This is a genomic window from Dyadobacter chenhuakuii (genome assembly GCF_023821985.2).
In the GTDB taxonomy this organism is placed as follows: Bacteria; Bacteroidota; Bacteroidia; order Cytophagales; family Spirosomataceae; genus Dyadobacter; species Dyadobacter chenhuakuii.
The window spans coordinates 3,299,412-3,326,181 of record NZ_CP098805.1; the positions used below are offsets into that span (position 1 = coordinate 3,299,412).

The following is a 26,770-nucleotide window of genomic DNA, read 5'->3' on the forward strand; positions in this document are numbered from 1 at the left end:
TTTAAATGAAGCTTACCAGCGTTAATCCCGCAGAAATCATCCATTCGCCTCGCAGGGCCAGCCGAAGGTGTTTCAAAGCTTTTGAAATGTGCACTTCCACCGTCTTGGGCGAAATATGAAGCTCAGCAGCGATTTCGTGGTATTTTTTATTCTCAAAGCGACTGAGTAAAAATACTTTCTGACATTGCATCGGCAGGCGCGCAATTACTTCATTCACTTTCAGAAAAAGGTTGTTATAATGGATTTCAGCGTCGGGCTGCTGATGGTAAGTTGAAATGGTGTTTTCTTCACTCGCTTCCAAGGAGGCCATTTTCCCGAACTCTCTACGCATATACGTATAGCATTCATTCCGCACACACCGGAAAAGATAGCTTGTATAGGAAGATGTAATGTTCTCGTAAGCCCGTGTCCGGTAGAACTGGAAAAACACTTCACTTACCAGGTCTTCCGCGATTTGCTTGGAGTAGACAAACCGCACTGCGTGACTGCAAAGCGGGTTGTAATAGCGCCGGAACAATAGTTCAAGTCCTTTCCCAGGATCCTGTTCAAATGTTGCCTTTAAAAAAACGGCTGAATCGATTTCATTGACATTACTCTTCCCTTCTTGTAAAGGAGACACGAATGTACTTGTGCGCTTTGGTTCCGGGTTAAGCAAAGGGTCGTGCATTGAGTCTTTATTTTATGTAATAATTAAAAGACTTTATTGCACTCGAATTCCCTTAGTCTGAATTAGAAAAAACTAAAACTTTTTTTAATTATATCGTTTGCAGCCTGAGGGGAATAAAAAAAACCGCCACGGTGAGGTGGCGGTTTGCAATATACTTTCGTAAGATTATAAATTCTTGGCCTTCATTTCCTTCACTGCGTGGTCAACGGCACGTGCGGACAAGGCCATATAAGTAAGCGACGGATTTTGTGTAGACGTCGAAGTCATACAAGCGCCATCGGTTACGAACACATTTTTGCAGGCATGCAGCTGGTTAAATTTGTTCAGCATGGACGTTTTCGGGTCCTTACCCATTCGTACACCGCCCATTTCATGAATGTCATTCCCCGGATTTCTGTGTCCGTCATGTGATTTTACATTCTTGAAACCAGCTTGCGTAAACATTTCGCTAACCTGCTCAATGTAATCCTTGATCATTTTCTCATCATTATCGTCATACCCAACCGAAATTTTAAGCTGGGGCATGCCGAAAGGATCTTTCATCGTCTGATCCAGCGCCACGTAATTGCTTTCTTTCGGAATGGTTTCACCCATCATGTGTGATCCCACGCTCCAATTGCCATATTTTGTAGCCAGAAGTCCCGCTTTCAACGACTCGCCCATTCCGTCCCGATCGTTATAGGTCTGGCGGTTCGCGCCGAAACCGGCTGCATAACCTCTCAGGAAATCGGTTTCCTGCTTGTACACATTACGGAACCTTGGAATGTAGCCGCTGTTCGGGCGTCGTCCCTCGGTGGTTGAATCCAGGAAGCCTTCGTACTCGCCGGAAATGCTTGCGCGATAATTGTGGAAGGCGACGTATTTGCCCAGCACACCGCTATCATTGCCCAGGCCATTCGGAAAGCGTGATGATATGGAGTTTAATAAAATAAGATTGCTGTTCAATGCGGCTGCATTTACAAAAATAATATCCGCATAAAAATCCATCGTTTCCTTGGTATTGGCATCGATAACCCGAACGCCGCTCGCCTTTTGTTTCTTGTCGTCATAAATAATCGAATGCACGACAGAATGCGGGCGCAATGTCATATTCCCGGTTTTCATAGCCCAGGGAATGGTGGACGAGTTGCTGCTGAAATAGCCTCCGAACGGACATCCGCGCTCACAAATGGTCCTATGCTGACATTTCGCGCGTCCCTGATCGAGGTGGATCTGCTGCGGGTCGGTAATGTGCGCCGCGCGGCCGATGATAATGTGGCGGTCTTTGTATTGTTTTGAAACAGATTCCTTGAAGTATTTCTCAACACAGTTCAGATCGTGCGGAGCAAGGAATTCACCATCCGGCAATGTGTCGATGCCGTCTTTGTTTCCGGTTATGCCGGCAAATTTCTCCACGTGGCTGTACCAGGGTGCAATGTCGTCGTACCCGATCGGCCATTCAACGGCAAACTTGTCACGTGCCGGGCCTTCGAAATCGTACTTGCTCCAACGCTGCGTCTGGCGTGCCCATAGCAGCGATTTGCCACCAACCTGATAGCCACGGATCCAGTCAAACGGCTTTTCCTGCACATATGGATGCTCATTGTCTTTGGCAAAAAAGTGCGCAGAAGATTCCTTGAAGTTATAGCATCTGCTGGCAATGGGATTTGCATCGGTAACCTCTTTCGGAAGCCTTTCGCGGTGCTCAAACTCCCACGGCATCATATTCGTGGTAGGATAATCCTTAATGTGCTGCACATCGCGGCCGCGTTCCAGCACCAGTGTTTTCAAACCTTTTTCAGTCAGCTCCTTCGCCGACCAGCCGCCGCTGATTCCTGAGCCAATTACGATGGCATCATAAGTGCGGGCTTTTTTACTGTCAATATTAAAATTCGCCATAATTTTTTTGTGAGATAGGAAGGGAACTCCTAGCCTTTTGTAACCGGAACGCAGCCGTGGTAACGTGCCGGGATCATTTCATAATGGGTCAGATTGGTCATCACATATTCCGACGACATATAACCTTGAATCGTCAGGTTTTTAACCATTCCTAAAAACGCTTTCTGGCCTGCGTCGCTGCCTTTGTCCATATCCTGCAAAAGCTGCATGCGCTGATCTTTGCCTGCGTCGGCAAATGATTTACCAAACCGCTGAATGCTCTGCTCGTCCAAGTTGGAAATGCCGCTTTTCAGGCTTGCCTGCGCTTTGCTATCGTAGCAATCTGTCACCATTTTTTGAACAAAACCACCTACGCCCAGTTCGCCTGCACCCGGCGTGTCTGTTTTTGGGATAATGGTTTCCACCATTCCGGTCAATATTTTAGACTGGTCGGCTGTAAGCAATGTACCTTTTTCCAAAGTGCCCTTGCTCCATCCGGATGCCCAAGCAGGCAGCCCCGCCATTGCGCCCATGGCCAGTGCCATGCTTTTAAGCGCTACGCGTCTTTCCATTGTTTTTATGTTTTGAATGTTGTTGTTACGCTGTTGAAAGCTTATTCTTCCAGAAAGTCAAGGTCTCTGCCGTGGGTTTCTGGAATGGTCAGAATGCAGAAAAGGCCTATCGCAAAGCATATGATTCCGACCAGCGCTCCTGAGTTAATGACTGAAAAAGAGTCTTTAAAAGTAGCAAATAATGTTGTCATAAGCACTACGGTCCCGCGCACCATATTAGGCACGGTGGTGGCTGCTGTTGCTCTCAAATTGGTCCCAAACTGCTCAGCACCAATGGTTACGAACATGGCCCAGTAACCAATACCAAACCCCAGTAATCCTGCTACGCCGTAAAATGTTGACACAGATTTAATTCCGGCATACAAATAAACGACGCTCCATATTAACGTAAATATCATCAGATAAAATACAGCCTTCTTACGCGATTCCAGCCAATGACTCAAAAAACCACTGCATAAGTCACCCATAGACAACCCAACGTAACACCACATGATTGATAATCCGGGCTTTACGACTTCTGACAGGCCCAGCGCTTTCCCGAATTCGTTGCTGAATGTGGCCAGGATCCCGATCACAAACCAGGTAGGAAGCCCGATCCCGATGCATTTGAGATAACGGATCAGCCGGTCTTTATTGGTAAAAAGGGCAAAGAAGTTTCCTTTTTCAACATGCTTTTGATTCTTGATATCCTTAAAAATACCGGATTCAAAAACGCCGATCCGCAGCAGCAGCAACGAAATCCCCAGTCCGCCGCCAATGAAATAGGCATAACGCCAATCGAAATATTCTACGGTAAAATAGGCCACTACTGCGCCCAAAAGCCCGATCCCGGCAACCAATGATGTGCCTATGGCGCGTAAATGCTTTGGTAAAATTTCGGAAACCAATGTAATTCCAGCACCCAGCTCACCGGCGAGCCCGATGCCTGCTATAAAACGTAAAAGCTTGTAAGTAGTAGGATCCTGCACGAAACCGCAGGCAATGTTGGCAAGCGAATAAGTAATAATGGAGCCAAAAAGCACAGATAAGCGCCCTTTTTTGTCCCCCAACACACCCCACAGGATGCCGCCCAGCAGCAAACCTGTCATTTGCCAGTTCAGGATGCTGGCACCAGTCAGTGAAATTTCTGTTTCCGAAAGACCGAGTGAGGCAAGGCTGGGCAAGCGTACAATCCCGAAAAGCAGCAGGTCATATATATCAACAAAATATCCTAGGGCAGCGACAATGACGGGGGCACTAAAAAGATGGGAAAAGTCTGATCGCTCAGCAGTAATGGTGGCCATTGTGATTAATATCGGGTTAAGGAGTTGTTATCGTTTCAAATAAATAGCCGGATTTTCACCCGGCTATTGACCATTTATACATCGAAAATTAGGCTGCAAATGTAATTGACAAAATAATATATTACAATTCTAATTTTTGTTTGTCTTTTAAAAGCTGCTCTTTCAATTTCGCATAATCCACGTCCTGAACGGCCACTTTTGTGTCAATCGCCTGCACGGCGGCCGCTGCTGCGCTTTGTCCTAAAATCATGAAAACAGGCTCCATACGGATCGATCCATAGGCAATGTGCGAGCTGGAAAGGCACACTGGAACGAACAAGTTTTCACACTCCTCTTTTTTAGGCACAATAGAGGCATAGGAAATGCTATACGGTGATTTTGGGTGCACACCTATGTCCCCTTCGTTTTGCACATAGCCATCTTTTTTCACATAACGCTGCGCATTGTGCGAATCCAGTGCATACGAGCCCATTCCGACTGGCTGCTCCACAGGTGTGATGCCCATTGTATGGTTCTCGTTCATCACTGTTGCCGAGATCATCCGGCGCGCTTCACGCACGTAAATCTGATGCGGCCATCCGCCGTTGTCCTTGAACTCGTCTTTGGGTAAACCCCACTTGCTCATCTCTTTACGCACATCCGCAGGGACACGGGGATCGTTGGTAAGGAAGTACATCAGGCCTTTCTGATACACTTCATGCGCCTTAATGATCGCTTTTCTGCGTTCGTAGGTTGCCTCAGGATAATCATAATTTTCACCAATAAAATCCGTGCTGAACGGGCCGTGGTTGTTTGTATCCGTCTTTTTATTAGGAATCGGGTCGTATTTATCAAATGTTTCGTCCCAGCCTGCTTTGTAAACCCTGGCCAGTAATTCGTAGTTGCCAACGTCATAACCTTCCGGTTTTTCGAACGGAATGCGGTTATCAGGATTTGACGAAAGGCACATACGGAAGCAGTAAGCCTGGATCTTTTTATCGCCCGAGCCGTTTTCCGCAATCGGCTCGTCGCTGATGTACGGCAACAGGCCGCTTTTCGGGTCGCCTTCCACTTTGTAAGGGCTGATGTTTTTCTTGAAATAATGTCCGTGCTGGAAAACGCCCGCCTGCACACCATTCCATTTTTCATTGTAAACGCTGTTTGCCTCACGTCCCACATGGTATTTTACGCCCGCAGCTGCCATCAGATCACCTTCATAAGTGGCGTCAATGAACATTTTGCCTGCGAATGTTTTACCTGAAAGTGTTTTGATGGAAACAATTTTGCCGTCTTTTTTCTCAACGCCTTTATCCCTGTCCAGCCACTCGTCGCGGTAGATCTTAATGTTGTTTTCTTTTACAAAATCCTCAAAAACCTGCTCAGCTGCGTGCGGCTCGAAAATCCACATGGTGCGCTCAGCTCCGTCCATCGCCGGAGTTCCCTGGCCTTTGTTGCCATATTCGTCCTTTTTTTGCCATTTCCAGGCTTCGGGCTTGTCGTAATGCTGGTATAACCTGTGGTAAAATTCTCTTGCAAGTCCCCCGATCACGGATTTGTTACCGGTATCCGTGAATCCCAGGCCGCCCGCAGAAAGTCCGCCCAAATGCTTATCCGGCGAAACCACGAGCACTGTTTTCCCAGACTTAGTCACTTGAACAGCAGCTGTAACCGCCGCGGAAGTTCCTCCGTAAATGATCACGTCCGCGGTAAGGGCGTCTTTTGCTTCTTCATTCTTCTTTTCAGAGCATGAAGGGCTGGCGGCGATTAAAAAAAATGCAATCAGATAAATCAAATACTTATTCATTTTCATCAATTGTTGGTTGGGAATAGGAAAAATCAGTAACCTGGATTTTGGTCTTTGGCAGGGTCAAGTGCCTTGTTATAAAGCAATTCTGAATTCGGGATCGGCCACATCATATGCTTGTCGGCAATGTCGATGTTCTTCACTTCCTTAATACGCTTTTTGGCAATGCCCAGGCGTTTCAGGTCGAGCCAGCGCTTGCTTTCGTACATGGTTTCGTAGCCGCGCTCACGTACAACAAGGTCAATAAATGACGTCAATGTTTGTCCTGCGAGTTTGAAATCCACTGGTGATACAGTTTCTGCATTATAGCCGTAAGCCCTGCGGTGGACTTTGTTCAGACTTTCCAATGCTTCGGCCGTTGGCGCGCCATTGGCCCTGGCTGCGGTTTCGGCGTGGAAAAGTAATAGATCAGCATAGCGATACCATGGATAGTCATTTCCCCCGCCGTCGGTTGCCACTGGATCGCGGAATTTCCGGTACAGGCAGGTGTTCGGGCCAAGGCCTACGTCTACATTATACAGGATGTGGGCTTTACGCAAATCTTTCATATCCCAGGTTTTGATAAAAGAATTGGAAGTCGAATCTGTATACTGTGCATATACGCCGCCCGGGCCATAGTAACGATACGGCCCAATGGCTCGGTGCGCGTAGCCGACCAGTCCGAAACCCTGCTGACGTGAGAATTTGAAGTAAAAGATCTCTTCGGGAGTGGATACTACTTCCGGACCATAAATTTTTTGAAAATCTTCCGAAACACTCACAGGCACCAATGAATATTTTCCCGATGCGATCACCTCCTTGGCCCGTTCGCTGGATTCTTTCCATTTTTCCTGATACATGTAGATCTCCGAAAGCAAGGTTTTCGCAGCCCATTTCGTAGGACGTCCTACTTCCGACGGCGCATCGGGCAGAAATTGCTCGGCGTTCAATGCATCACTCAAAATCAGATCATACACTTCCTCAATGCTGGCGCGTTTCAGGTCGGTAACCGTCATGTTTGCCTCCGTCCGCAAAGGAACGCCGCCCCAGTTGCGGACCATTGCGAAATAGATCAGCGAACGCAGATATTTGGCTTCGGCCACAAACTTGGCAATGTCACCTTCCGAAATTTCTTTCGCTTTCGGCACATTATCGATCACAATGTTGGCATTCCGGATAGACTGATAAAAGGCATCCCAGATCGCGCCAACACGGTTAATGTTCGTATTGTCCAGCCCCTGGTACAGGCTCACGGGCGTTTGGCTGCCTCTTGAATTTCCATAGTCCGGCAACCCCTCCTGCTGCGCCGGGTAATTGACACTCAAACCATTAGGGCCACGCATAGGACCGTAGATGGCATTCACCGCCGCGCGTGCTTCGTCCGGGGTGTTGTAAAAAACTTCCGCAGCCAGTGATTTTGGCTCTTCTTTCAGAACGTCTTCACACGCCATGAGGGAAAGGGCGAGTATTAAACAGATAGCTATATTTTTCATTACAGGTAAATTTTAATGTTTGATAGATCAGAAACCTACGCGCAAGCCGATAGTCGTCGTTTTTGCAGTAGGATAGCTGTAATGGTCAATGCCCATGCGGATCGAGTTAGAGCTGCCATAGGAACTGATTTCAGGATCAAACCAGGAATATTTGGTGAATGTGATCAGGTTTTGTGCGCTTACATAAACCTGCGCACTGGTAAGCCATTTGATGTTTTTCACCGGCACATTGTAGCTCAGCTGAATGTTCTTGAAACGCAGGTAAGATCCGTCTTCTACGAACCGGTTCGAAACCTGCGCTTGCGACACTTTGCCTGTGATCAATGGATATTTGGCATTGGTATTGGTTGGCGTCCAGTGGTTTGCAAACACTTCTCGCGGCATATTCAGGGCCTGACCGTAATCCATGGTTTGGTTTACAGAGCTCAGGTTGAAGATATCATTCCCCTGCGTGCCTTGAATAAACACATTCAACTCGAAATTTTTGTAATTCATGCTCGAATTGAAACCGTAAATCAGCTTCGGGTTCGGGTTTCCGATGATGCGTTTGTCGCCAATGTCACGCGTGCCGTTTCCGTTGAAATCTTCGTAAACGATCTTGCCGGTTTCATCATATCCTTTTTCAATGTATCCGTAAAAAGTCCCGATCGACTCGCCTTCACGCAGCACATTCACATTGTCATTAATCACCGAAATGTCGATTGCCTGGCCCAGTACATCATTGCCGCCATATAATTTCAAGACTTTGTTCTTATTGATGGATGCATTAGCAGACACATTCCACTTGAAAGCGCCGGTAAGCACATTGGCATTGGCCGAGATCTCAAAACCTTTATTCTGCACTTTTCCGACATTATCAATGGTGTAAGCATAGCCCAGTGATGAAGGCAAAGGCACATTATTGAGTAGGTCACGCGTATTTTTGATATAATAATCCAATGTCAGCGAGAATCGGTTTTGAAAAAACCCAATGTCCAATCCAATGTCGGACTGCGATGTAGTTTCCCATTTCAATGGTCCGGCAAGGCGTAAGCCCGGTGCATAGGAAGTTGTTAAGGCGTCTCCAAAAACCACTTTGTTGGACGACAGCTGGTTTAATGTGTAGTAAGGATCAATGGCCGTGCTTCCCGTTTCGCCATAACCCACCCGGATTTTCAGGTCCGAAATGAAGGGTATATCTTGGATAAATTTCTCCTCCGACAAACGATACGCAATGGATCCCGAAGGAAAGTAACCCCATTTCTGACCTTCGGTATAACGTGAGGAACCATCCGCACGGAAACTGACCGTTGCCAGGAATTTATCGTTAAATGAATAATTTAACCGGCCCAGATAAGACAAAAGTGACCATTTAAAATAGCTCGATCTCGGCACACCCTGCGTTGCACCAGCGCCAACATCAAATGACTCCTGAATGTCACTCACAAAGCCACTCGCGTTTGTGTTCAGCTCAGTCTGGGTCAGGTCCTGGTAAGTGAAACCGGCCACTGCGGAAATGCTGTGCTTGCCAATTTCTTTTACATAGCTTACCGTATTCTCATTCAACAAGCTGGTGGTCTGGGCGGTGTTAATGGAGGCTGACCCCAGGGAATTCACGAATTTTTTAGTTGTATAAAAGTCGCCGCGGTCATCCGTATTCTCAATCCCGCCCGAGATTTTGATAGAAAGTCCTTCCAGCGGCATGTAAGTAAGCGCTCCGTTGGCAAGCACTTTATTGGAACGAAGGTGATCCGTTTGCTGCTCAATGAAGTTCAGCGGATTGGTGATCACATTGGAACCCCAGGAATAAACCGTGGCCAAATTGGAATAACCACCTTCGGGCAAACGCGCATCCACAGTCGGGTAACCCGAAAGCATAGCCGAAATCAATGAGTTACCCCGGTTTCCACCGCCTGAATTCTTGCGATCCGTGTCGATGCGGGTCAAAATTGTATTGATATCGAACTTAAACTTTTTGCTGAAATCGGTGCTCAGATTGGCCCGGATGGAGTTACGCACATAGTCGCTTCCAATAATGATACCGCCCTGATTGAAGTTGCTTCCTGAAACCGAGAAGCGTGTTTTCTCATTTCCGCCGTTTACTGAAACCGAGTGGTTTTGAATGGCAGCTGTCCGGAGTGTCAGATCCTGCCAGTCGGTTCCTGTGCCGAAACCATTGATTTCATCTTGTGTAAAATGCGGTGCAAGACCGTCATTAGCAGCTTGTTCGTTGTAGAATTGTGCATATTCATTGGCATTCATCATTTCAATTTTCTTCCTCGGCTTTTGAAAACCTACATAACTGTCCAGGTCCACGCTGATCCTGCCTGACTTTCCTTTTTTGGTTGTGATCAAGACAACGCCATTCGCCCCTCTCGAACCATAAATGGCTGTGGCAGAAGCGTCTTTCAGGATTTCAATGGATTCAACATCGGCATTGTTCAGCAATGTCGGGCTGGTGGAATAAGGAAAGCCATCCACCACATAAAGTGGCTCGTTACCCCCCTGAACCGAGTTTGTTCCCCGGATCCGTACGCTGATAGGACTTCCCGGCGCGCCTGTGTTTTGCGAAATCTGCACACCTGTCGCGCGTCCGGCCAGTGATTGCATGAGGTTTGTTGCCGGGTAAGCATTCAATTCTGTGGATTTGATAGAAGCAACCGATCCGGTCAAATCAGACTTTTTAACAACTCCATAACCCACCACCACTAATTCGCTCAGTGATTTCACATCAGCTTCAAGCGTAATGTTGATCGTGCTTTGATTTCCGACCGGAATTTCCTTGGTCATATACCCTACAAAACTCAGCACAAGCACTCCATTATCAGGCACATCCAGCGTAAAACCGCCATCGGCATCCGTTGTTGTGCCGGTTTGCGTTCCCTTCACCACAATGCTTACCCCCGGAAGCGGCGCGTTCATTTCATCCACCACTTTGCCTGTAAGGTTACGCTTGGGAGAAATGCTTTTGGAAGGCAGTTCAGCCGGCGGAAGGGCGTCCTGTCTTTTAAGGATTATTATTTTCCCTGAAACTTCGTATTCAAGCTCCAAGGGCGTCAGTATCTGGTCAAGGACTTCGTATAAAGGTTTTTCGGTCGCATTAACCGTCACTTTTCTAGCCGATTTGATTAGTTTGGAGCTGAACACAAACCGGACATCGGCCTGCTTTTCGACCTGGCCCAGCACTTTTTTTACTTCACTGCCGCTGGCCTTAATCGTAATTTTCTGAGATAGAAGCGACTGCGCGTTGCTGTCGTGGGCTTGGCCGGTTCCAATGAACCATATGGCAAATATCAATTGTGTAGCTGTTATTCGCATCGTCCAAAGTAATACCTGGCGGTATTTAAAGGGTTTTTTCATAGATTTGATTGTTTTGTTATGATTCAAAAGCTGGCAAAACGATCCCTGCCTCCGCATAGGAGGAAAAATGGCGACAACCAAAAGGGATTATTCGGAGCCGGTGATGCGGGAACATTGCCGGCTCTTTTTTATGGATTATTCTTTCTGTTTTTTAATCGGGTCGTTTAGGTGTTGGGTTAAAGTAGAACATTGATTTACAACATATTAATATCAATTCTTACAACCTCTGCTGTGGATCACAACCTGCCCGTCGATGATTTCATAACTGGCTTCCACAGCCTGACAGATAATAAAAAGCTTTTCGTGAAGTGTCTGGTTATCCAGTGTTGCCGTTAGCGGGCAGTCTTTTAGAATTTCCGCATCGTACAGGATTTCAATGCCATAAGCCTTGCCAACGGTTGCAAAAACATCGCTCGCAGGCGTGTCTTCGAATTCAAATTGTGGGATTTCAGCCTTAGGAACGACTATTTCGGGTTTCTCGACCAGCGTCTTCACCATTCTCACTTCCTCCCTCGAATAAATAATTTTCTGATTCGGGCTCAGCACAATGCCTTGCAATTCCCTACCCGAAGTTTTTTGCTCAAAATCAGGATCCGACTGCGGAAAAACGGAAACTCGCCCGGTTTTCACCTCCACCGTAACCTCATTCGAATTTCCATATGCCCTAATGGTAAAACTTGTACCCAAAACCTTGGTAACCAAGCCATTGGAATACACAAAAAACGGACGGTCAGCGTCTTTTGTAATATCAAAAAATGCTTCGCCTTCCAGGTAAACTTCGCGCTTGGCAGCCACGAACTTGTTGGCATAACGGATGCGGGCCTTGGCAGACAATGTCACCTTGCTCCCATCGTCTAAAACCACCGTCATAGGCTTCGTAGAAGCGTTCCACTTCTCGGTAATGCTGTCCTTATCCTCTTGAATGGGCTTTTCGAATGTGATCTGCCGAGACTCTTTTTTGGTAGAAAGTGAGTAAATGATCCAACCTGAAATAAGCAGCAATGCAACCGCTGCTGCCATGCGAAACCATGGAAAATGGTAAGTTTTTAGCTGTTTTACAGGCTCGGCAAAAGTGGGATATTTTTCAAAACCGTCTATGCGGCCAATGGTGTTCTTTACGATTTCTGTAATCTCAGGATCGCTTAATTCGGGTTCGTGCAATCGCAACGACAGCACTATACTCTTAGCCTGCTGAATTTTGTCATGGGCATCTGCATTTTTTTCAATCCACGCTTCCCAAAGCTCATCCGTTTCGCGCGTAGGCGACAGGACCCATTGCCTAAAAACGTTATCCCAGACAAAATCTTCAACGGTAAAATCTCTGTAATGATCCATATGAGGCTTGCTTCTAACATACGATAGACACAAAGCGGATCGGGATACCAATAAATTTTAAATTATTTCTAGAAAAATCAATAAAACCGCATTTTCAGTGGCATTATGACCCTTTTTTATATAAATAAATGGATCAAAAAGAAGGTAAGGAATTCAGCTTTCCAATGTTTTTTGAGCTGCTTAATGGCGATTTGGAGGAGGTTGGAAACGGTTTGCGGGGAAACGGACATGATCTCGGAGATCTGCTCCCGGCTCAGCTCCTGGAAAAATTTCAGATAGATCACTTCCTTCTGACGCTTAGGAAGCTCCATCAGCAGTTTTTCGAGCTGGCGCGTGCGCACGAGCGTAGATTCGTTGATAATGTATTGCTGCTCAACAGAAAATTCAAGATCAAATGCCTCATCCGCCTGCTCAGCATTCCCCTCTCCGACCCACGACCTGGACGACACGCTTCTGTGCATAAGGCGGCGCAGTGAAGCCATCAGATAAGGTTTGACAGCAACTTCCGCACTCAGATTCTCCCGTTTTTCCCACAAATGCAAAAACAAATCCTGCACCGAGTCCTTAACAAATTCCTGGTCTTTCGAAAATTTACAGCCGTAACGGAAAAGCACGCGGAAATGAGAAGACATCAATTGCTCAAACGCAGCCACATTCCCCGACAAAAACTGTCGCCAGAGCGCATTGTCATCAGAAGATTGAGGAGGCTGAGAATGTGGTTTCATAACATTGTAAAAGTTGCCACAAGGTTACAAACGCAAGCTTGCTTAATTACAACGATTAGTCAAACTTAATCCAATTTTCATCCTATACCAAAAAATCTTACACCCTGAACATTACTCCACCATCACCCTGACAGATTTCTTCTTGCGCTCCTTATTTTGGAAATGCACGATATACATTCCCGACGCCAGCTCCTCGACAGGATGGATGAAGATTTTATCAGAAGCCACTATCTCCGCCGAAATATTCACATCCCGCCCCCACATATTAAATAGCCGGAGCGACGATTTATCCACGTTTTCAGCACGTAATGTGATCATTTTCCGAGTTGCCGGATTGGGCGCGACTACAACCTCTCCCGTTTTCAGTTCAGATACACCATCACGGATCATTATCTCGTGAATACGCACCTTACCCTGCCCGTTCCGGAACCGCATTTCGAAGTTGGAAAGTTTATTAGCAGCATATAAGGAATTGCCTGGATAAGCGGGACTATTGAGGCTTACCGGCTCATTATTAACCCATAAATCGTAACTCCCCGGCAGGGCGTTGTAGGTGACAGCATGAGTGGAGGACAGTTTGTAAGCCAGTATTTTCTTTGAATTATTCAGGACCCAGGTCAATGTAACCTGCTTCTTTTTGGGGATAACCTTACTGGTGTTTTGCGTTGCGAAGTCCTTGATACTAAACCCACCATCCTGAAAATTAAGCGAGAACTTTCCGAACATCAATGCATTGCCCGGAAAGGAATGGTTATCAGGATTAAAATTTTCACCCACATAAAAATACATCGCATTCAGCGCCGCCGACTGCACAGATTCAGCGCTGAGGGTGATCTGGATAAATAATGTTTCCGGGTTCGGCTTAAATGGTGTCGCCCGCAAAACTCTTATAATCCCACCCGTCGCAGAATCCTCCTGCGTCCGCACGAGATCCATATAGTTTTTGGAAAATTTAGAAAAAGAAAGCTCAGGAACCGTCTCAACAATATGGCTAAACTGTCCGGAATCAGGATCAGCACTGACATAAGGCCCCGATTTCGAAAAATCCTGGTGAAAATAAATAGTCTGCGCCAATGCACATTGAAACAGCGCCGACCACAAAACAGCTGCCAAAACGCTCAAAAAAGAAATAAAATGTGACGTCATAAAACATGGGTTTTATGTGTTTAGACGTCAGGTCTTAGTAATGGTCACAAAGTATTTTTGGGAAATTTTTTATCGGCTCCTTTCAGCCTCCCTAATCTTTGCCAACTCCCCTGCCATAGCCTTTACTTTCGCGGGATATTTGGTTGCCAGGTTTGTTTTTTCTCCCAGATCTTTGCTTAAATCGTAAAGTTGAGGGGATGCGTTATTTCCGGTTTCTGTGTTTGTCAGTTCCTGGATCGCTTTGCCTTCTCTTGGCTCAATGTATTTCCAGTTTTCCCTGGTGATAGACAATGCTCCGCCTTGTTTGATGAGATACGGCCTGCCGATTTTTGATTTTCCCAGGATGGCATCCATGGTATTGAAACTGTCCGGGGCATCATCGACTTCCATTTTTTGCTGGAAATAATGAGCGAATGATGCGAGCAGATCGATCTGGCAGATCAATGCGTCCGAAACAGTGCCTGGTTTGATCGCCTGCGGCCAGCGCGCGAGCCATGGCACGCGGCTTCCACCTTCAAAAGCGCTATATTTTCCACCTCTTAACACGCCCGCAGGTTTGTGCCCCTGAGCCAGTTCAACCGCTTTATCCGCATAACCGTCGTCCAGAACGGGACCATTGTCACTTGAAAAGATAATCAGCGTATTTTCAGTCAGCTTCAATTCATCCAGCTTTTTAAGTATTTCGCTTACCGTCCAATCCATTTGCAGGATCACGTCGCCGCGCAAGCCCATCTGGCTTTTTCCTTTGAACTGGCTGCTTGGCATTCTCGGAACGTGGATGTCATTCAATGAGAAATACAGGAAAAACGGGTTCTTTTGGTTTTCCTCGATGAACTGTTCCGCTTTGCTCAAAAACACATGTGCAATTTCCTCATCCGTCCAGCGGGTCTGCTTCCCGCCCGTCATCCATCCAATGCGACCAATTCCATTCACGATGGTGTTATTATGCCCGTGATTCGGCGAGGCAGGTAATTTCAAAAGTTCAGGATTTTCCAGACCTGTGGGCTCATTGCCTATTTTTTTGGAATAGTCCACTGCTATGGGATCCAATTTATCGAGTCCTTGTACATTTTGATCTTCGATAAAAACGGTGGGGACGCGGTCGGAGGTTGCGGGGAAAAAGTAAGCGTAGTCAAAGCCAGTTTCATTGGGGCCTTTGGTAATAGGTTCATTCCAATTGATCTGCTTGTTTTTTTCACCTAGTCCCAAATGCCACTTTCCAACCGATGCCGTTTTGTATCCTGCATTTTGAAAGACCTTCGCCAAAGTGAGCCGGTCAGTAGGAATAATCAGAGACGCATCGCCCGGCAAAACGCCCGTCCCTTTCTGCCGCCAGGGATATTTTCCCGTTAACAATCCAAACCTTGAAGGCGTACAAGTCGCAGAGGTCGTATGCGCATTCGTGAAACGGATTCCTTCCTTCCCGATCCGGTCAATGCTGGGTGTCGAGATTTTTGTCGCGCCATAACTGCTCAAATCACCATAACCCACGTCATCCGCATAGATGAAAATAACATTGGGTCTTTGCTGTTTTTTCTGAGCGAACAGCAGCCCTTGACTAACCAGTGTTACCGTTAGAAAAATGGCAAGAATACTTGGGGTCCGGAACAAATGCTTTTTTGTAATATTGGCAATACACATACTATGATAAGTCAATGAATAATCCTTTTTATGAGTTTGACTCGCTGAATAATGCAACGCGATTTGATTTTTTAAGCATTGGCAAGAAAGAAATTCACAAAGCCGTAATTTATAGTCAAACTGCCGATCCTCAAATTTTCTTTCTGAGTCTTGCCAATGTTTTACAAGACGACTCATTGGATTTTGTAACAATCAGTAATAATGGCGATTTAAAAGTTGTAATGGCAACCGTCGTCCAGACATTAATGACATTTCTTGACGTTTATCCGACGGCGATGATCGCTTTTACGGGTAACACGCCTTCTAGATCACGCTTGTATAATATTCTAATAGGTCAGGAGCTCGGTCAAGCATCAGCAAGTTTTAAACTATTCGGTATAAAAGGAGACCACATCGAGTCATTCGCACCTGATAGATGCTATGACAGCTTTCTTGTTATGCTTAAAAATGTTAATATTGAATAAAAAAAATAAATTATGGCAACTACACACAAAGACAAGGCTGCAACCGTCACTCCTTTCAAAAAAAAGAATTTAGGACCTTTTGCAACAGAGAAAGAAGCTTCGGATGCGAAAAACGGAGAACTTTGGGAAAGGATTTCTAAAATGAATGTTAAGGAATTTGTTAAAAATCACTGACAGTAATAGACAAAAATAAGACCTGCCAAAGCAAATCTGGCAGGTCTTATTTTTTAACTCAACCTGAGTTACTTCGCCGCAGTCAAGCTTTTTATCAACTCAACTTCATCCTTCTTATAAGGCGTTCCGTCTTTGCGGAAGATGTCGTGGAACCAGAGGTCGGGTTCTTTGGTGTAAGTTTTTTTCCAGCTATCCCATGGGTAGATCGTTTGCGATTTGCCGTCTACAAGTCCCCAGTTGATGGCGCCAACATTGTACTTCTTGGCGATAGGCAACGATCCTTTGAAGAAACTGCCATTTCCACGTGACATATACTCTGTGCAAATCATCGGGCGGCCGTATTGCTGCAACTGCTTGATACGCTTCTCAAAATCTGCTGCGTCTTCGTAATTATGAAAAGTAACAATGTCCGATTGGTCGATCATTACTTTTTCAATTGGCTTTAAAGTCTCTTGAGAAGTCCAGTCACCATTCCAGACTCCCGCTGTCAATGGTTGCGAAGGGTTCACGGACCGTGCCCAAACGAATGCTTTTGACAGCAATGGGATCACATAATCCACTTTGTTAGGCAATTCAACTTTGCCGTAAGAGCTTGTATTCGGGTTATCCGGCTCGTTCCAAATGTCCCAGGCCAGCACCCTGTTATCGTTTGCAAAAGCAGCGACTGTGCCTTTTACATATCTTTCCAAACGCGGATATTGCGTACTGTCTTTCAGTGCATTAAGCCCCGGGCTCTGCACCCAGCCTGAGTTATGGACGCCTGGTTTTGGTGCACGTTGTTTTCCCAGCTTAGGAAACGGGTCCCAGCAGGAATCGAATAATACAAACAATGGCTTTATCTTATGTTTTTCTGCAATGTCCAAAAACACGTCCAACCGCTGCACAAAGCCAGCAGAATCTTCCTGGAACAACAAATCGTGCAGATAAACCCGCATCGTGTTCATGCCGATATCAGCTGCCCAGCCAAGCTCCTTATTGATGGTGGCTGTGTCAAAATCGGCCGCCTGGAACATTTCGAGCTGGTTAATGGCGGTGCTGGGCAGGAAATCGGCACCTACCAGCCAACCTTGTTTAGCATACCATTCGTTTGCCTGCTCCTTGGTCCAAATCTCGCGCGTATCCTTTTGCTCCGTTGCGGCGCTTTCATCTTTCCGCTCTTTTTTCGCACAGTTTTGAAATGAAAGGCAAATAAGGATCGCCCAGACTGTCGTTTTTAAAAATTTCATTCAGTTAAGGATTTTGTTTATAATTATTTAAAAGACGCGCAGCAGCCTTTTCTACACTTGGCTGCGCATGAAGAATTTCCGGTCAGCTATTTTTCTACGTTACCAGTTATCTTAAAAGTATGCTATTCAAGCCATACTATTTGCGTAAATGCGCCATTAGCAGCCACATCCCAAACTTCCACGCGCACCCATTTCCTGTTTTTCAAATTTTTGGTAAATGTAAATGACTTCTCTCCAAATGCTTCCGTATCATTCAAATTGATCACATCGTGAAAAACCTCTTTTCCATCCCCGGAAATCACTTCCGCCCGGTTCAATGGAAATGTCCATTTCGCATTTAATCTAATCTCAACATTCCCTTTCGCATCGACTTTCGTTGTTTCTCCGGAAGTGGCATTATTTACTGTAAACTTCGGCAAAAGTACTTCTCCCGTCGAGACAAAGAACTTGCCTTTTTCCATTGCGTCCAGTAAAGGTTGCCAGCCATCTTCAAATTGCGGCATATGATCGAGCTGCATATAATTCACATTCAAATGACCATACAATTCATAATTTGGCTCAATTCGGAACAGATCTGCCTCGGCGATCACATATTTTTTCTGTCCCCAATTGGCCATATCGTCCATCAGGTCCAGGACGCGTTTGCCTAATTTTGGCTGGGATAGATCCGCAGGCATTGCCTTCCAGGCGGCACCCAGGAATCGGTCCGACTTATAAAAAGCTTCATCTTTATATTTGTCAGGAAAGCCGGTTGAGCCTTTTGTTCTTGCATGGGCAGTCCAGGCGAGGCCTTTTTCCAGTTCCAGCAGCTTTAACATTTCTTCCTTATTGCCTATGCGGTAAAGCTTTCCATATTCCGCATTTTCTTCAACAAATGGCTGGTTTTTCTCCCGCGACATGAGCCAGTAAACAGGTTTTGGGAAAATATTCATCCAATGTCCACCAAAGAAATTGTTCGGCTCCTCACCGGGCAGAAGCAGGAAATTACCATCCGAAAGCCGCTTGCATTCTTCAAACATCATCTTCAATTCGGGCCAGCGCTTCGCTTCGGGTCCGCGTGGACTTCCCGGGCCGTGAAATTCTCCAAGATGAACAATGTTAACGCCTGTGTTGCGGAATGCCTTTACGAAACCGGGCATTTCCGGCATGGGCCTCCGCGTAAGCACCTCATCCACATGCTCCTGGTGAAAGTGGCTGGACATGGTGTAATAGCCGGGCAGCGGTTCATAAGTATCATTATGCGTGAACGCTTCGACCTTTTCGAGCACTTTTCCATCCTTTTCTGCACTCAGTAGGCAGAAGAAATTGTATCGCTGCTGTGTTTTTGGCGGCGCATTGAACCATGGAACCCACCGGCGGTCGCCCAGTAAGTCATGCCGCAGGCCTATGCCAAAACCCGGAAACTGGTTCCGATAATTGTTTCCATACCAAATGTGTTCGAGGTTATAAGCATTGTCCAGCGGGTAAAAAAACTGGTGCGGCGCTGGAAAAACAGCCAGACTGCCTTCTTTTCCTTCTCCGATAATGGTGCGATATTTTACGGCCATCATATTCACTGTGTCCATCCTGTCAACGGCCCTGCTCCTGACATTGTTCTCAGTATCCGACCAAAACAATTTTTCCCAGGGCGTCTGCTGGCTCACCAATCCCGCATCATAAACCACCGCCAGCGAATCCACATCGGTGGCCATGACAGCCGCAACATTCATTAGCGGACTGCCATTGTAAAGGGTAAAATTGTATGAACCCGAAAATGGCCCTGCCATGGCGCCAGAGACAATAATCTCGGTCTGAGAACCCGAGGAAACGACCTTCACGCCCGTTTTATCCAGCTTAACCGGATAAGTTTTGTAAGGCAGATAAGCCGTTTTGTCAAAGAAAATATTCCAGCCGTTCTGCGAAACAAGATCACGTTTGCCAACCGTCAGGATGACGGCCGGATCCAGGTTTTTAACAATGGTTTTGTAGGCATTGTTTTTGCCCATCAACAGGCCGTTGATAATGGGCTGTCCTTTGCTAAGATCAATGATAATTTTCCCGGATTCCGCATTGCCTGCGGGCCATTCTATGTGCAGCAAATTGCCTTCATTCGTTACTTTCACTCCTTTCTTTTTATCGAAACCAGCCAAATCAACAGGGATTTGAGCATGAGCACATAGGTTGGAAAAGACAAAAAGGAACAACAGGACTTTACGCATAAGGCAAAATTTTAAGAGAACATTTTTTTATAAAAGGCCAAACCTTCCTCGGCCAGTTCATCGGCACTATTAGCAAGCGGACGCCAGATGCAAGCGGCACGCGCAAGCTCCTTGGAAGGCTGACCGAAAGTTTCAATCACAACAGCACCGTCATAGCCGATCCCGACCAATGCATCCCGGATCTCCTCCCATTCCAAATGTCCGGTCCCAGGCGTCCCACGATCACTTTCGTTACCCTGGACATGGCATAGCAAGTCCTTCCCAATCTTCCTTACCGAAGCAGGAATGTCTTTTTCTTCAATGTTGGAATGGAATGTATCCAGAACGATTTTGAGGTTCGGGCTCGCCACTTCCTGCACAATGGAAAGTGCCTGATCAACCGTGTTGACCATGTCTGTCTCAAAGCGGTTAAGCGGCTCCAGACCAACGACAACGCCATAATCCGCAGCAATTTGTCCAATCTCAACGAGTGTTTCAATACACCAGGCACGTTCCTGTTTTTTCTGCTCATCCGAAACGATCCTCGTCTTCCCGACAGCGGAATAAACCGGCCCTCCGAAGATAGGGCTGCCTACATTTTGTGCAATTTTAATGCAGTCGATAATGTATTGTTTCCCCAGCTGCCGATGCAATGGCTCGGTGCTGGAAATGTCCCGCTCCGGCCCGAAAGCGCCGCTGATGGTAATTTTCAAATCCAGGTCTCGGGCGACGGTTTTTATTAATTCCCAATCGATAATGTCTGTTGCTTCCACGGCTATTTCAATAATGTCATAGCCCATGTTTTTAACCTTGGTAAGGAGGTCAATGTTCTGCGTTGAGAATGGGGAAACCCATATAAATGTGCTTGCTCCGAATAGCATTGGAGGAATGTTAGTGGTGAGTATTGAATGTGAGGTGTTACGCCTCGAAGCTCGGCACATTGACCCTTATGCCGCCATTCATGGCAGATTCATGGGCGCATATGCCTGCGCAAGTGTAATTCGCTGCTAATGCTGCGTCAACCGCAGAATCGCGGCCTTCAACGATGGCGGCTACGAATTCCTGCACCAAATGCGGGTGTGATCCGCCGTGGCCTGCACCCTGGAGGAAGGAAACGTGGTTTGGATCGTCTATTTTTTCACGTTTTGTGAAATGTTTGATTGGTTCGATCAAAAGTTCGTCTGTATCGGGCACATCAATGCGTTTTGCATTTTCGCCGCCGTCGAAGATGATGTGGCTTTCATCTTGCAATTGCTCCCATTCAAAGGACATTTTGGTGCCGTAAACGTCATAACTCTCACGATACTGACGCACAACGTCGAACAATGAACGCGTTGCTTCTGCAACTACGTCCGAATTTTTTAGCGTAAATGTTGCTGTTTCCACTGCAAACGGCGACCCGTAACGACTTGCCAGATCTTCGCTTAACCGGCCTGATCCGTGACATACAACGGTTTCGGCAATGGTGTTGTTGATTTTTAAGAGCGGGGAAATGGCGTGGGTGCCGTTCAGCATGGGTGGGTATCCTTTCCAATATTCGCCCCAGCCTTCCATGCTCATATCCTGAATGTGGGATCCGCGGACAAACTGAATACGACCTAGTTCGCCCGTTTCTGCCAGTTTCAACCCATATAAAAATTCACGCGTATAAAGCGCGGTTTCCATCATCATATACACCTTTCCGGAGCGGCGCTTGGCTTCGACAATCGCTGTGCAATCTTCCAGGGTCATGGCCATAGGGATGGTGCACGCGGTGTGTTTTCCAGCATTTAGCGATGCCAATGTCATTTTCGCGTGCTCGGGAACAGGTGTTACGACGTGGATGGCATCTACATCTTCCTGCTTAGGAACATCTTCAAAATGTTCGAAAACCAGATTTGGGTCGAGATTGAATTTGGCAGTCAGTTCGTCACGGGTTTCTTTGCTGCGCGTACAAATTCCTACGGCTTTAATGTTCGGGTGACTTTGGTAAATGGGGATAAATTCTTTTCCAAAACCCATTCCAACAATAACGACTGTGATTTGCTTCTGACTCATTTTTGTTTTGTTTAGTTGTCTGTATTTTACTATGCCTCTCTGTCTGTGTCTGTATCTCTCTCTATTCTATCTGTATCTCTCTATCTCTATCTCTCTATCTCTATCTCTATCTCTATCTCTATCTCTATCTCTATCTCTATCTCTATCTCTATCTCTCTATCCCCAGGTTGAAACCTGGGGCTATAAATAAATTGTCCCGATGGGACTGTAATAAGTGCCTTTGGATTTGGGGCCTAGGAGATAATAGACGTTCCATCGGGACTATCTATATTGTTCCTCCGGGTTTCAACCCTGAAAAACCAGTTAGCAAGTCCCATCGGGACATTCCATATCATGGCACCGGGTTTCAACCCTGAAAAAACCAGTTAGCAAGTCCCATCGGGACAATCCATATCATGGCCCTCGGTTTCAACCCTGAAAAAACCAATTAGCAAGTCCCATCGGGACGATCCATATCATGGCCCCGGGTTTCAACCCGGGAAAACCAGTTAGCAAGTCCCATCGGGACGATCCATATCATGGCCCCGGGTTTTAACCCGGGGAAAACTAGTTAGCAGCCCACTGAACAGCATTCCGCAAAATAGTCTGATATGGTGCTATGGTGTGTGATGCCGCATCATGACCCAAGGCAATCCCTACAATCCTTCCTTTGGGATATTTTACAATGAATAGGCTTGGAAAAACTTTCTCTGAACCGGCCGCTTTCGCAGTTGCCAGAACTTCTATCGGCGATCCTGATTCATCCGGAATCTGGTAATATAGCTCGTCGTCCAGATGAAATGTTTCGGGCACATTCTTCGTCACCGGGTGCTTTTTGGTTATTGTCACATCAAACGGGCCATATTTATCATGCCCTTTTGAGCCGCCGCCTACCAGCTTCTGATTGTATTCAGGCCAGTCTTTCCAATTGTACCAAAGCGCAGGATGGGCAAGGACCAGGCCTTTACCTGCATCTACAAATGCAAATATTGCTTTCCTCGTCGCATCATCAGCGATGGGCTGGTTATTGGCCAGAAGAAGCACGTCAATGTCTTTCAGTTTTGGTAAAATAGTGGTCGGGTCACTGGTATATTCGACCGTTGCCAACCCCCCTTTTTGCAGCGTTTCTACGTCTGTGCCCTTATACCATTTATCAAAATCGTGAGAAGAGCCGCCGCCTACCATTAAAACGCGTATGGCTTTTTTACCGGTTTTATCAATGCTATTGCCTGCATATGCCACTGAAAAAGCCAGCAGCAGGATCCATGTTAATGCAGTTTTGAAAATTGAATTTGTCATTTGAAGGAAATTAAAAGTTTAGCTTCTGGTCCTAAAAGGTATTTTAAATTATTTAACTACCCGCAAAATTCCGTTCATTCCGCGCCAGTGGCCCGGGAATGTGCATACGTAAGTGTAGTCGCCGGGCTCATTAGGAACCGTAAATTCCAATGTGACCGTTTCGCCTGAGTTGACGAGTCGGGTTGCGTATAAAACTTCGGGAACTTTCGGAACATACTGCTTCTCAGCAGCTTTTGGATCGCGTAGCATTTCGTCTGCTGCCTGACCGACTTTTTGCAATGTCCCAGGCTTGATAATGACCAGGTTATGCTGCATTCCATCCGGGTTTTCCAGGTTGATCACCACTTTTTGACCGGCTTTCACCGTAAGCTGCTTTTTGTCAAACTGCATAATTTCCTTTTCAACTTTCAGCTCGATCACCGTCGCATTGGATGATTTTGCGCTGCTGGCAGTTGTCGTTTTTTCGCGCTCCATGGCCCCTGCATTTTCTTCCGACGGACGATTCAGTTCCAGAGATGCCTTTTGAAAATTGCCTGCAAAGCCAAATTTACCTTCATATGAACCAATCTTGTCTTCGCCTTCCATATCTTCGCCAGTGCGGACGGAGTTGCTGAGCGGCGTAGCAAAAAGCATATGCGCTTTTCCTTTTGCAACTTCTTTGCCATCGATAGCGATGATAATGTCTCCCGCTTTGGTCAAACTGGCTACAACATCGAATTTTTCAGGGAGCGGCTCAGTGGTTGCTGCCTGACTCACCATACCATGCTGTTTGACCGCCATAATCAACTTGCCATCCTGAATGTACAATGCATAACCTCCATCTTTTCCACCTTGTCCAGCGATAAAACCTTGCAATGCTTTGTCTTTTGCCTTGGTGACACTGGCTTTAATGGTAATTTCCTTTCCGGATACATCAGGCGGATATTGCAACGTATTGCGACGGCCCAACGGATATACTTCCTTTGCAAGCGCTTTGGTAACCTGCTCGGCAAATGCGGATTTATCGGACTGCTTTTCCGAAGCCGCCAAAAATCCTTTTTCATGGCTAATAGCGGCTGCCAACAATGCTTTGGACAACCAAGGATCTTTCGCGTTCTGCTCGTCCAATGCTGCCTGATAAACTGCTTCACCTACTTTTTCCGATGCCGGCAATGTGATCAGAGCAACAAAAACACTTAAACGCGTATTCAGATTGGCATCTTTCATGCCTTTTTGAAGCATTTCAAAACTTTGTTCATTTTTTGGCAAAACACTTGCTGCTGCCTTGCGAACGCCCGCAGCCGGGTGTGTTAATGCTCTGTTTACAACTTGCAACGCTTCCGCATTAGAACCGTCCAAGACAGCCAGGCCATGTAATGTCCATAATGCATGGACGGCTGGGCTGTTCAGTCCAATCTCGTCTACTTTCGGGTTGTTGATGATTTTATACAAATCAGGAACAACAGACAGTTTTTTGGACTCTACCAAAAGGCGCTGAGCCGTCATGCGCCAGAACATGTTGTCGTTTTCCAACGCGGCTACAAGGCCAGGCAGGTCATCCTTTGACAACTTCATAGGAGGCGTTTTCCTGGCGTTTTTATAAACAACCCGGTAAATCCGACCGTGATTCAGGTCGCGCATGGGGCTGCTGAATGCATTTCCGGGGCCTGGGGGCTGTTCTTTGGAGGGCATAATAAATTCTGCGGGTGACTGCGCAGGCACGAACACATTGTGCTGAATAATGAAGTTGTACCAGTCTGCAATCCAAACCGCTCCATCCGGACCTGTTTCCGCCTGCACCGGACCAAACCATTCGTCGGAACTAGCCATAAAATTCCAGCCGTCTTTTTCCTTAAAACCAGCCCCATCCGGTTCCAGAATGGCTTTATGCACGATACGAATGGTGGGTTCGGAAACAAATGCAATGCGGTTCCAGTATTCTTTTGGGAAATTTCTGGCCGTGTAAAAGCGGTGGCCGGCAGCGGAAGTAAACCCTCCTACCACATCCACCTGCCGCAAATTCGGCGTTAGCGAATGCGCGTCATAATGTCCGTCGATTTTTTGGACGGATAAAAGAGCAGGCTGATCATCGCCGATGGTGCGCTGCATATACTGGCCGGGAATGGAATAATAAGCGCTATGCGTGTTGTTGGCGGTCGAAAGAAATACATTGTTATCCTCCGTCATGCCGAGGCCCCAGGTGTTGTTGCTGCTGCTCCCAAGGTAGGCAAACTCCTTTCCATCCGGTTTAAAATGGTAAACACCTTGTGAAAAATTCATTTTCTTGCCATCGATGGTGCCTTTGAAGCCCGAATAACCCAGCACGCCCCAGATCTTATTGTCAAATCCGTATTGCAGATTGGACGGCCCTGCGTGCGTATCATTCTTGCCCCAGCCTGTCATGATTACGTCCCGCACGTCAGCAACGTCATCGCCATTGGTGTCTTTCATGAAAACAAAATCCGGCGCCATGGAAACGATGATCCCGCCATTGGAGAAAACCATGCTGGTCGGAATGTTCAGCTTATCTGCGAAAACGGTGAATTTATCGGCTTTGCCATCGCCGTTGGTGTCTTCACAGATCTTGATTCGGTCATTGGCCGCACCGTCTGTTTCTTTGAATGTGTTGGGATAATCCACAGATTCTACGACCCATAGCCTGCCTCGCTCATCCCAGGCCATGGCAATGGGGTTGGTAATATCGGGTTCGGCCGCAAAAAGTTGTATTTCAAAATCAGCCGGGATCTGAGTCAATTTATTCGATTCCAATGGCGAAAGTGATTCCTGCATTTTCGGAACGACATGCCTCTTGGTATAATGAGAAATGGTATCCGACTGGTAAATGTCTACATCCGGCAATTTCAAGGCAGCAATTTCCGCCTTCACTTTATCGCCTACTGCCCACATGACACCATTTCTTACTAGATCCAAAAATCCTCTGTTGGTCCAGGTGCTGTCTTCATGACCATAAGCCGTGTAAAAAACGCGGCCTTTACCTTCGTTGCGCACCCATGTATAAGGCTCATGCACATTACCTTCGACGCGCTCACCGAGCACAGTCTTATCAGGATTCAGGTTTTTGTGAAAATAGGTTTCATCCCAGGTCTCAAAATCCGTAATGCCCTGCATCACCGGATGATCGGGTTTTAAAATCTTATTTTTAAAACTGCCTACCTTATGAGAAGCAAACTGGCCGCCGATTGTTTTGATATACCAGCTCGAATTCTTGAAACAGCCCGAAGCCGAATGCAGCGGAATGAGACCCTTGCCGCCTTCGACAAAGGCCTTCATTGCGCTTTCCTGTAATGGCGACAGTGAATCGTGATTGGCGTAAATGATCAGCCCGTCGTATTTTTTCAGGTTGTCGGCGTTGATGTCGTTCAGATCCGCGGTATAAGTCATGTTGATCCCGCTTTTAAACAATTTCACGGAGAGCCAGGGCGCATATTTTCCCGAATCGTGGTGCTTGCTACTATGACCCAGAAACAGCACTTCTGCCCTGCGGCCTTGCGAAACACTCGTTTTTGTAACGGAAGAACCCATTTTGCTCTTGGCGCACCCTAACACAAATAACCCGATCAGCAATACTAAACTGTACTTCCTCATTAATACGCG

General features: G+C 46.6%; 19 protein-coding genes. 2 read left to right on the plus strand and 17 right to left on the minus strand.

All coding sequences use genetic code 11. From position 1 onward, the window contains the following. Nucleotide 1: 1 nt before the first annotated feature. The 11 genes from NFI80_RS13625 to NFI80_RS13675 form a co-directional block, all read right to left on the minus strand. Nucleotides 2-667: an RNA polymerase sigma-70 factor gene (locus NFI80_RS13625; RefSeq protein WP_235157719.1), complete on the minus strand. Its 666-nt coding sequence runs from the start codon at nt 665-667 to the stop codon at nt 2-4. A 165-nt stretch (nt 668-832) separates the two neighbouring features. Next, nucleotides 833-2,545, minus strand: coding sequence for a GMC oxidoreductase (locus NFI80_RS13630; protein WP_235162724.1), 1,713 nt, complete (start codon nt 2,543-2,545; stop codon nt 833-835). A gap of 29 nt (nt 2,546-2,574) precedes the next feature. Further along, the gene (locus tag NFI80_RS13635; RefSeq protein WP_235125355.1) at nt 2,575-3,096 is read right to left on the minus strand and encodes a gluconate 2-dehydrogenase subunit 3 family protein; all 522 of its coding nucleotides are present in this window, start codon (nt 3,094-3,096) and stop codon (nt 2,575-2,577) included. Between the two features lie 41 nt (nt 3,097-3,137). Continuing rightward, a complete protein-coding gene (locus NFI80_RS13640) occupies nt 3,138-4,379 on the minus strand; it encodes an MFS transporter (RefSeq protein WP_233795450.1) in 1,242 nt (413 codons plus the stop codon). A 121-nt stretch (nt 4,380-4,500) separates the two neighbouring features. Then, nucleotides 4,501-6,162, minus strand: a complete 1,662-nt coding sequence (locus NFI80_RS13645) for an FAD-dependent oxidoreductase (protein ID WP_235162723.1) — start codon at nt 6,160-6,162, stop codon at nt 4,501-4,503. 32 nt (nt 6,163-6,194) lie between these two features. Continuing rightward, nucleotides 6,195-7,634, minus strand: coding sequence for a RagB/SusD family nutrient uptake outer membrane protein (locus tag NFI80_RS13650; RefSeq protein ID WP_235162722.1), 1,440 nt, complete (start codon nt 7,632-7,634; stop codon nt 6,195-6,197). A gap of 27 nt (nt 7,635-7,661) precedes the next feature. Further along, on the minus strand, nt 7,662-10,973 hold the full coding sequence (locus NFI80_RS13655) for a TonB-dependent receptor (RefSeq protein WP_235157682.1): 3,312 nt from the start codon (nt 10,971-10,973) through the stop codon (nt 7,662-7,664). Between the two features lie 210 nt (nt 10,974-11,183). Continuing rightward, nucleotides 11,184-12,308 carry a FecR family protein gene (locus NFI80_RS13660; protein WP_233795446.1) on the minus strand — a complete coding sequence of 375 codons (1,125 nt, stop codon included), beginning with the start codon at nt 12,306-12,308 and terminating at the stop codon, nt 11,184-11,186. A 116-nt stretch (nt 12,309-12,424) separates the two neighbouring features. After that, nucleotides 12,425-13,033, minus strand: a complete 609-nt coding sequence (locus NFI80_RS13665; protein WP_235157672.1) for an RNA polymerase sigma factor — start codon at nt 13,031-13,033, stop codon at nt 12,425-12,427. Between the two features lie 111 nt (nt 13,034-13,144). Beyond that, nucleotides 13,145-14,179: a T9SS type A sorting domain-containing protein gene (locus NFI80_RS13670; RefSeq protein ID WP_235162721.1), complete on the minus strand. Its 1,035-nt coding sequence runs from the start codon at nt 14,177-14,179 to the stop codon at nt 13,145-13,147. A gap of 69 nt (nt 14,180-14,248) precedes the next feature. Further along, nucleotides 14,249-15,835 carry a sulfatase family protein gene (locus NFI80_RS13675; protein ID WP_254414148.1) on the minus strand — a complete coding sequence of 529 codons (1,587 nt, stop codon included), beginning with the start codon at nt 15,833-15,835 and terminating at the stop codon, nt 14,249-14,251. On the opposite strand from NFI80_RS13675, the gene NFI80_RS13680 reads away from it, so the two are divergent. Next, on the plus strand, nt 15,835-16,284 hold the full coding sequence (locus tag NFI80_RS13680; protein ID WP_235162719.1) for a DUF6934 family protein: 450 nt from the start codon (nt 15,835-15,837) through the stop codon (nt 16,282-16,284). The genes NFI80_RS13675 and NFI80_RS13680 overlap by 1 nt on opposite strands. 12 nt (nt 16,285-16,296) lie before the next feature. After that, the gene (locus NFI80_RS13685; RefSeq protein WP_235162718.1) at nt 16,297-16,458 is read left to right on the plus strand and encodes a hypothetical protein; all 162 of its coding nucleotides are present in this window, start codon (nt 16,297-16,299) and stop codon (nt 16,456-16,458) included. Nucleotides 16,459-16,526: 68 nt separating this feature from the next. On the opposite strand, the gene NFI80_RS13690 is transcribed toward NFI80_RS13685, so the two are convergent. The 6 genes from NFI80_RS13690 to NFI80_RS13715 form a co-directional block, all read right to left on the minus strand. Next, nucleotides 16,527-17,684, minus strand: a complete 1,158-nt coding sequence (locus NFI80_RS13690; RefSeq protein WP_235162717.1) for a cellulase family glycosylhydrolase — start codon at nt 17,682-17,684, stop codon at nt 16,527-16,529. Between the two features lie 122 nt (nt 17,685-17,806). Then, complete coding sequence (locus NFI80_RS13695) at nt 17,807-19,882, minus strand: CehA/McbA family metallohydrolase domain-containing protein (protein ID WP_235162716.1); 2,076 nt, start codon at nt 19,880-19,882, stop codon at nt 17,807-17,809. Between the two features lie 11 nt (nt 19,883-19,893). Continuing rightward, nucleotides 19,894-20,742, minus strand: coding sequence for a sugar phosphate isomerase/epimerase family protein (locus tag NFI80_RS13700; RefSeq protein ID WP_235162715.1), 849 nt, complete (start codon nt 20,740-20,742; stop codon nt 19,894-19,896). A gap of 37 nt (nt 20,743-20,779) precedes the next feature. Next, on the minus strand, nt 20,780-21,898 hold the full coding sequence (locus NFI80_RS13705) for a Gfo/Idh/MocA family protein (protein WP_235162714.1): 1,119 nt from the start codon (nt 21,896-21,898) through the stop codon (nt 20,780-20,782). A gap of 546 nt (nt 21,899-22,444) precedes the next feature. After that, nucleotides 22,445-23,176 carry a ThuA domain-containing protein gene (locus NFI80_RS13710; RefSeq protein ID WP_235162713.1) on the minus strand — a complete coding sequence of 244 codons (732 nt, stop codon included), beginning with the start codon at nt 23,174-23,176 and terminating at the stop codon, nt 22,445-22,447. Nucleotides 23,177-23,224: 48 nt separating this feature from the next. Continuing rightward, entirely contained in the window at nt 23,225-26,761 is a 3,537-nt protein-coding gene (locus NFI80_RS13715; protein ID WP_235162712.1) for a PVC-type heme-binding CxxCH protein, read from the minus strand. Between the last annotated feature and the right edge of the window lie 9 nt (nt 26,762-26,770).